This window comes from Pseudomonas sp. 05N434, from assembly GCF_056396965.1.
Genome location: NZ_JBFTMK010000221.1, coordinates 1 through 7,557, shown reverse-complemented (window position 1 = coordinate 7,557; position 7,557 = coordinate 1). Strand labels below are relative to the sequence as shown.

Here is a 7,557-nt window from a genome sequence, read left to right as displayed (position 1 = left end):
ACCGTTACTTATTGATCAACACCCCCCTCAACGGTATTCCAGATCACTTATAGGCTCGCTCATGAAACCGACTAAAGATCGTCTTAATCAGAAGAAAGCAGAACTTAGTGCGCACCCGATCTTTTCTGAAATACATTCGTTATCGGTGCTTCAACGCTTCATGGAAACCCATGTGTTCGCAGTGTGGGATTTCATGTCGCTGACCAAACGCCTGCAACAGGAACTGACCTGCGTTCAGCTGCCCTGGCTACCGCCACGAGATCCGCAGGCCGCGCGTCTGATCAACGAGATCGTGCTCGGTGAAGAGTCCGATGATCGTCCCGCCCAAGGTCACTACAGCCATTTCGAGTTGTACCTGGATGCGATGCGCGAAGTCGGTGCAAGCACGGTCGCCGTCGAACGCTTCGTGGCGTTGCAAAAAGAAGGCGTGAGCTACGACGTGGCCTTGCAAAGCGTGGACGTCGACCCGGCGGCCGCACAGTTCGTACGCCACACCTTGCACACCGCGTTGCATGCGCCGGGGCATAGTGTGGCGGCGGCGTTTCTGCACGGCCGCGAGAGTGTCATCCCGCAGATGTTCCAGCGGATTCTCGACGACTGGGGCATTGGCATCGAACAGGCGCCGACCTTCCGTTACTACCTGGAACGGCACATCGAAGTCGACTCCGAAGACCACGGCCCGGCGGCGGAAAAACTCCTCGCACGCCTGGTCAATGGCGATCCGCAGCGCGAAGAAGAYGTATACGCCAGCGCCATCGCCGCCGTGGAAAGTCGCATCGCGCTGTGGGACGGCTTGCGCCTGAGCATGAGCGAACCGGTTGCCGAGGTGAACGCATGAACGCCGCCGACTACCAATCCTTCGCCGACGCCTGGGAAAGCCGCGCAACCATTCGCACCCGCCCCCGGCGTGTGCTGGAGAACGACGACAAGCTGATCTATCCGCTGAGCCGCCAGCCGCTGGTGCTGAGCGAAACCTTCCTGCGCGAATGCCCGGAACAACGGGATTTCGCCCTGGTACAGACGCTCTACAAGTTCATCAATGACGTGGTGATTTTCGAAACCGAGATCGTCGACAAGACCGCCCGCAGCATCGCTAAAAACCGCTTCAGCGTGGCGTTCCCGTTCGCCTGTCGCTACGACGCCATGACCGTGGTGGTGGACGAGGATTACCACGCCCTGGTGGCCATGGACTTCATGCAGCAGACCGTCGCCATGACCGGCATCACCCCCATCGAACTGCCGGATGAAATCGAACTGAGCCGTGCCATCCCGGCGGCCGTGGCCCTCGCACCGGAGCACCTGCGCAGTGCCGTGGAACTGATCTGCGTGGCCATCGCCGAGAACACCGTGACCGGCGATGTGGCGGCGTTCGCCAAGGACGACACGGTCAAGCAATCGATCAAAGGCCTGATGGCCGACCACTTGCTGGACGAGGGCCGTCATTCCGGGTTCTGGTCGCGGTTGGTGCGCATCTACTGGCACACCGCAAGCGAAGACGATCGCCAGTGCATCGCGCACATCCTGCCGGTGTTCATCGGCCATTACCTGACCAACGACATCCAGAAGTCCTTCGACTTCCGCCTGATCGACGCCTTGCAGATCAGCGACGCAGCACGTCAGGCCCTCAAGAGCGAAATGTCGGGGCTGGCCTTCCCGATCAATCGCCATCACCCGCTGGTCGCCAACATCGTGCGGTTTTTCCGCAGCAGTTCGCTGCTCGATTCACCGTGCGTGCAAAGCGCCCTGAGCGACTACCTGGTTTAACGAGGAGAACATCATGAGACGTCTCGATATTTTGCTCATCGGGCAAAGCCAGGCCCTGACCGAACTGGCGCTGGAGCTCGAACAACACGGTCATTCACTGGCGCGACTTGCGAATGTGGAAGAACCACCGCCAGGCCTATTTGATTTGCTGATCGACGATGCGAGCCTGCCATTTCGGGACTTCGGCAATGCGCCGCACCTGATGCTGCAAGTGGGTGTCGGGGTGCCGGGAGCTAGCGGGCTGCCACCGCTGGACCTGCTGTGCACGTACAACTCGACACCGCTGAGTCGCGTGCCGGTCGCCGAAGAGTTGTCCGGCAACGGCCAGGCATTGCGCCTGCGGGCAGTGGCCGAGCTGGTCGATCATGTGGCGCTGCTGGTCAGCCGCTTCTCCCGGGATGCCGACTATTTCCTGCAGGCCGAGCCGACGATTTCCGCGCACTTCGAACAGGTGGAAAACCTGCTGTTTTTAGAGCACCTGGCCTTCGTCCACCGTCTCAACAACACGGCAGAACCACGACTTCTGCAACTTGGGCAGATCCCGATGATCGAGCGGCTTGAACAGCGCTTTATTCAGTCTGCCGAGCGTGCGGCGCTGAACATCGCCGGCACGTCGCTGACCTATCGAGAACTGCACGCCCACAGCCGCGCCATCCAACAGCGATTGCAACCGTTGCTCGATCAGCATCAAGGGCCTCTGGTGGTCGGAGTCTGCCTGCCAAAATGCAGTGCGTTGTATGCGGGGATTCTGGCGATCCTCGGCAGCGGCGCGGTGTACCTGCCGCTGGAGCCGAGCCACCCGCTGCAACGTCAGCAGTACATTCTGGAAAACGCTGGAGCGGTGTTGTTGCTGCATGACGGAGAGCATCCACTCAGCGAGACGATGCCGGGGCTGGACATCAGCCGTATCGACAGCGGCGATGTGAACCTCGATCAACCCTTGATGCGCCAACGCCCCGATCTCGACGCGCCATGCATGGCGCTCTACACCTCGGGCACCACAGGTCACCCCAAAGGCGTGCTGCTCAGCCAGGCCAATCTCGCGCACTTCACCGCGTGGTACGCCGACTACGTGCAGCTGACCGAACAGAGCCGGGTGTTGCAGTTTTCATCGTTGAGTTTCGACTCGTCATTGATCGATATCTTCCCGACCCTGCTGCAGGGTGCAGAGCTGATCGTGCCCAACGAGGACCAACGTCGCGACCCGCTGCAACTGGTCGAGCTGATCCGCCACCAACAACTCAGCCATGCCTTTTTGCCGCCAGCCTTGCTGAGCATCCTGCCGCTGGATCAGTTGCAGGTCCTCGATCATGTGATGACCGGCGGCGATGTCTGCGAACCCTACGTAGTCCAGCAACTGACCCGCCAAGGCAATCTCTACAACCTCTATGGCCCGACCGAAGCCACGGTGCTGATCACCGCGCGGCAACTGCGTACCGGCGACAGCAACCGGACCCTCGGTGCACCGATTGCCAACAGTCAGGTGTTGATCCTTGATGAGGATTTGCAACCGGTGACCGAGCAAACCGTCGGTGAGTTGTACATCGTCGGCCCAGGGGTGTGCCTGGGTTACCTGAACAATCCGCAGCAGACTGCCGAACGCTATCTGAACCTGCACCTGCCGAACGGCCAGAGCCTGCGCGCCTACCGCTCCGGCGACATGGCCAAGTGGACCGCCGACGGTATCGAGCTGTGCGGACGGCGAGACAATCAGGTGAAGATTCGCGGCTTTCGGGTCGAGCCGGAAGAGATCGAACGCTGCCTGCGCGACAGTCAGCTATACCGTCAGGTGGCGGTGGTCATCGATTGTCATCGACGGATTCTGGCCTTTCTCGCGCAACCCCAGGAAGCGCAACCCGGTGCCGCTCGCGAAGCCTTGAAAGCCCATGCCATGCAATTTTTGCCGGACTACATGCAGCCGATCGCCTGGACCGAACTGGCAAGCATGCCGTTCGCCAGCAACGGCAAGGTCGACCGCAAAGCACTGCTGGAATTGCCCGTCAACGTGACCGACAACAGCCCACGGTGTTTGCCCGCCAGCGCCGATGAAGCGCTGTTGTTGGAAATCTGGGCTGAGCTGCTGGAGCTGCCCGCCAGCGACATTTCCACCGACGAAAGCTTCTTCAACCTCGGTGGGCACTCGATCCTGCTGTCGCGCATGCTCCTGCGTTTGCGTGAGGAGTTCGGCCGCAGTATCTCGATTAACCGCTTCATCGAACTGCCGACGATTGCGAAGCTGGCGACGTTAGTGCGCGGCTCCGGGACCGAGGAAGTGTTGAGTGAAAAAGCCCTGGCCGATGCCTTCCGTGAACTGGACATCGAGCCGCTGCCGATCAGCCGAATGGGCGATGTGCACAAGGTGATCGTCACCGGCGCCAACAGCTTTGTCGGTGTGCATATCGTCGAAGCGCTGCTGGCCTGGGGCGCCAGCGAAGTGGCGTGTCTGGTGCGCGATGGCGGTGGGCAATCGGCGGCGCAACGCTTTGCGGATGCGTTGCGGGAAAACCGCCTGGAGCATCTGGACCTGAGCCGGGTGCAGGTTTACGCGGCGGACATCACTCGCCCGCAACTGGGGCTCAGCGAAGCGGTTTACGAACGGCTGGATCGAGAGTTCGGCGCACTGGTGCACAACGCCGCCAACGTCAATCACGTCCTCGATTACGAGTCGTTGGCGCGGGATAACGTCGAACCGATTTTCGAGTGTCTGCGCCTGTGTGAAGGACGCAGCAAGAAGATCTTCAACTTCGTCTCGACGCTCTCGGCGTCCAGCACGATTTCCGACGATGGCCGGGTCCTGGAGTTGCCCGCCGCGCAGACACCGCCGATCTACATCAAGAACGGCTACAACCTGTCCAAATGGGTCGGCGAGCGGATCCTCGAAAGGGCGCGGGAACGTGGGGTTCGGGTCAATCTTTATCGCCCCGGCAATATCAGCTTCAACAGCCTCACCGGCGTCTGCCAGCCCCACAAGAATCGCCTGATGCTGATGCTCAAGGGCTCGATCCAGCTCGGTCAGGTACCGGAGTTCGCACTGAATTTCGACCTGATGCCGGTGGATTTTCTCGCCCGTTTCATCGCCTTCCATGCCAGCCGTTACCAGGCCGAAAAAGCGGTGTTCAACCTGCACAACCCCGAACCCCTGAGCTGGGACACCTACGTGGCTTCCTTTCGCGAAGCCGGTCGGGAGTTCTCGATGGTCAGCGTCGCCGACTGGCAGCAGCAATTGGGCCGGGTCGACAGTGATAACGCGCTGTTTGGCGTGCTGGGTTTCTACCTCAACGGCTTCGAGGAAGACATCGGCGACATCTCGATGATCGGCCACGACAACGCCCAGGCCGGTGTACGGCAGATGGGCGCGCACTACCCGGAAAAATCCCCGGCGCTGCTGCGACGCGGCTGCGACTACCTCAAAGAAATCAACTTCATCTGATTCACCCTAACCCCGCACGGAGCAAAAAACATGAATACTCTGCAACCCGATACCCTGATCAAAAACCCTCAAGGCTGCCACGTTGTGTCTTCGGTGGAAGTACCGGCCGACGCGGCGCAAGTCTGGGCAGTGGTCGGCAATTTTGCCGGCTTCGACCGATTCATTCMGGCGCTGTCGCACATCGAGATGACCGGCGAAGGTGTGTCGTCGCTGCGCAAGAAGTTCTTTAAGGACGGCAACCTGGTGGTCGAGCAGCTCAACTCCCGCAACGACCAGGCGCTGAACATGACCTGGACCACGATCTACAACACCTTGGGCGTGGCCAATTTGTGGGCGGCGATGAGTGTGGAATCCCTGGGTACAGACAACTCGCGGGCGACCTGGACGATCATCGCCGAACCGGCCCAGGGCGGCGCCGAGGCCCTGCCGGGGTTCAAGCAGTTCGTTCAGGGGTTTGCCGATGATGCGATGGGGAATGTGGTGAAGCTGTTTGTGTAGCGCTTCAGTTCAGCGGTGACTGATCTACCGCTATCGCAGGCAAGCCTCGCTTCTACAGGTTAGCTCTTGTAGGAGCGAGGCTTTCACGCGAAGAACGATAACGCGATCCTACTGACCTCAATCAGATCTTGAAGCTATCAACCAGTTGCTTCAAACGATTGGCCTGCTGGGACAGCGCATCACAATCCTTCAATGTTTCATTGAGGTTGGCCACGCTCTGCTGGTTCAGCAGGTTGATCTGGTTGACGTCGACGTTGAGGGTTTCGACCACGGCCGTCTGCTCTTCGGTCGCCGCGGCCACCGATTGGTTCATGCCGTCGATTTCGCCGATGCGCTGGGTCACGCTGACCAGTCGCAGGCCGGCCTGGTTCGCCACTTCGACGCTCTGCTCGCTGGACACCTGACTGGCGTTCATCGTAGTCACCGCCTCGCGAGAACCGATCTGCAGCGAGCTGATCATCTTGTGGATCTCTTCCGCCGACTCCTGGGTGCGATGAGCCAGGTTGCGCACCTCATCCGCCACCACCGCAAAACCACGACCGGCCTCACCGGCACGGGCCGCTTCGATGGCCGCGTTGAGCGCCAACAGATTGGTCTGCTGGGAGATGCCTTTGATCACATCCAGAATGTGGCCGATGTTGTCGGTGCTCGCGTTCAGGGTCTCGATCTGCGTGCAGGACAGGCTGATTTTCTGCGACAGCTCGGTCATGGCCTGGATGGTTTGTTCCACCACCTGACGGCCGTCATCGGCCTGCTCGCTCGCGCCGCTGGCGTGTTGCGAAGCATCAGCGGCATTGCGGGCGATTTCCTGGGTGGCGGCGCCCAATTGGTTGATCGCCGCGGCCACGCTGTTGGTGCGGGCGCTTTGTTCGTCGGAGCCGATGATAGAAGCGTTGGACGATGCCATCACCCGTTGCGACAGATCATGAACCTGGCGGGTCGCCGAGGACACTTCGCAAATCGATGCGTGAATCCGCTCCACGAACTGGTTGAAGGATCCACCCAACTCGCCGAACTCGTCTTTGCTTTCTACGACCAGACGACGGGTCAGGTCGCCCTCGCCCTGAGCGATGTCCTGCATCGCACGGCCCATCGTGGTCAGCGGACGCATCAGCACGTTGATCAGCAAGCTCAGCAGCACGGCAATGGCCGTCACAGCGATGAACATCGCGATCAGCGCCGAGGTGCGGAACTGGCTCAGTGGTGCATAGGCCTTGGCCTTGTCGATCGATAGACCAACGTACCACTCGGCATTCGGCAAACCGCTCACCGGTGTGAACGAGAGGATGCGGTCCTGCTTGTTCAGTACGACTTCCTGGATGCCTTTCTCGATGCGAACACTGGAACCCGGATAGATGTCTTTCAGGTTCTTCATCACTTGGTCTTTGTCCGGACTGACGATCACCTGACCGTCGGCACTGACCAGGAATGCGTGACCGATACCACCGAAGTCCACCGAGTTGATGATTTTCACCAGGGTTTCCAGGCTCAGGTCACCGCCGACCACGCCCAGCAGTTCGCTGTTCTTTTTCACCGGTATGGCAACGGTCACCACCAGCCCGCCGACCGCAGCCATATAAGGCGGGGTCAGCATGGTCTTGTCGGCGACCACGGCTTGTTTGTACCAGGGGCGCTGACGCGGATCGTAGCCGTCTGGCATCTTCGCGTCGGGGCGCTGGGTGAACATGCCATTGGCCTGCCCGACGTAGGTGAACTGGAAGTTCGAGGTGAGGGCCGGTTGATCGACCAACCCTGGCAAGTCAGCATTGGCACCCTGATGGGCGACGTTCTGCGCGAGGTTTTCCAGGACCAGCACGCGGCCGCTCATCCAGTTCTGCACGCTGCTGGCAGTAAGGTCGCCTGCT

General features: G+C 60.3%; 5 protein-coding genes. 4 read left to right on the top strand and 1 reads right to left on the bottom strand.

All coding sequences use genetic code 11. The features are described 5' to 3' along the window. The first annotated feature begins 61 nt into the window (after positions 1–61). Genes AC1DLB_RS15525 through AC1DLB_RS15510 form a run of 4 tightly spaced genes read left to right on the top strand, consistent with a single transcriptional unit; the run spans position 62 to position 5,692 of the window. A complete protein-coding gene (locus AC1DLB_RS15525; protein ID WP_019582916.1) occupies positions 62–838 on the top strand; it encodes a DUF3050 domain-containing protein in 777 nt (258 codons plus the stop codon). After that, positions 835–1,764 carry a diiron oxygenase gene (locus AC1DLB_RS15520; protein WP_018930305.1) on the top strand — a complete coding sequence of 310 codons (930 nt, stop codon included), beginning with the start codon at positions 835–837 and terminating at the stop codon, positions 1,762–1,764. Before AC1DLB_RS15525 ends, AC1DLB_RS15520 begins: the two co-directional genes overlap by 4 nt. Before the next feature lie 13 nt (positions 1,765–1,777). Next, complete coding sequence (locus AC1DLB_RS15515; RefSeq protein ID WP_477744680.1) at positions 1,778–5,194, top strand: amino acid adenylation domain-containing protein; 3,417 nt, start codon at positions 1,778–1,780, stop codon at positions 5,192–5,194. Positions 5,195–5,224: 30 nt separating this feature from the next. Continuing rightward, positions 5,225–5,692, top strand: coding sequence for an SRPBCC family protein (locus tag AC1DLB_RS15510; protein WP_477785233.1), 468 nt, complete (start codon positions 5,225–5,227; stop codon positions 5,690–5,692). Between the two features lie 121 nt (positions 5,693–5,813). On the opposite strand, the gene AC1DLB_RS15505 is transcribed toward AC1DLB_RS15510, so the two are convergent. Beyond that, positions 5,814–7,557 (bottom strand): methyl-accepting chemotaxis protein (locus tag AC1DLB_RS15505; RefSeq protein WP_477785232.1); only part of this gene is annotated, 1,744 nt, incomplete at its 5' end.

Bases quoted from the DNA above. Each gene is read 5' to 3' on its own strand.
- AC1DLB_RS15520 (WP_018930305.1), top strand. From the start codon at position 835: ATGAACGCCGCCGACTACCAATCCTTCGCCGACGCCTGGGAAAGCCGC.
- AC1DLB_RS15515 (WP_477744680.1), top strand. From the start codon at position 1,778: ATGAGACGTCTCGATATTTTGCTCATCGGGCAAAGCCAGGCCCTGACC.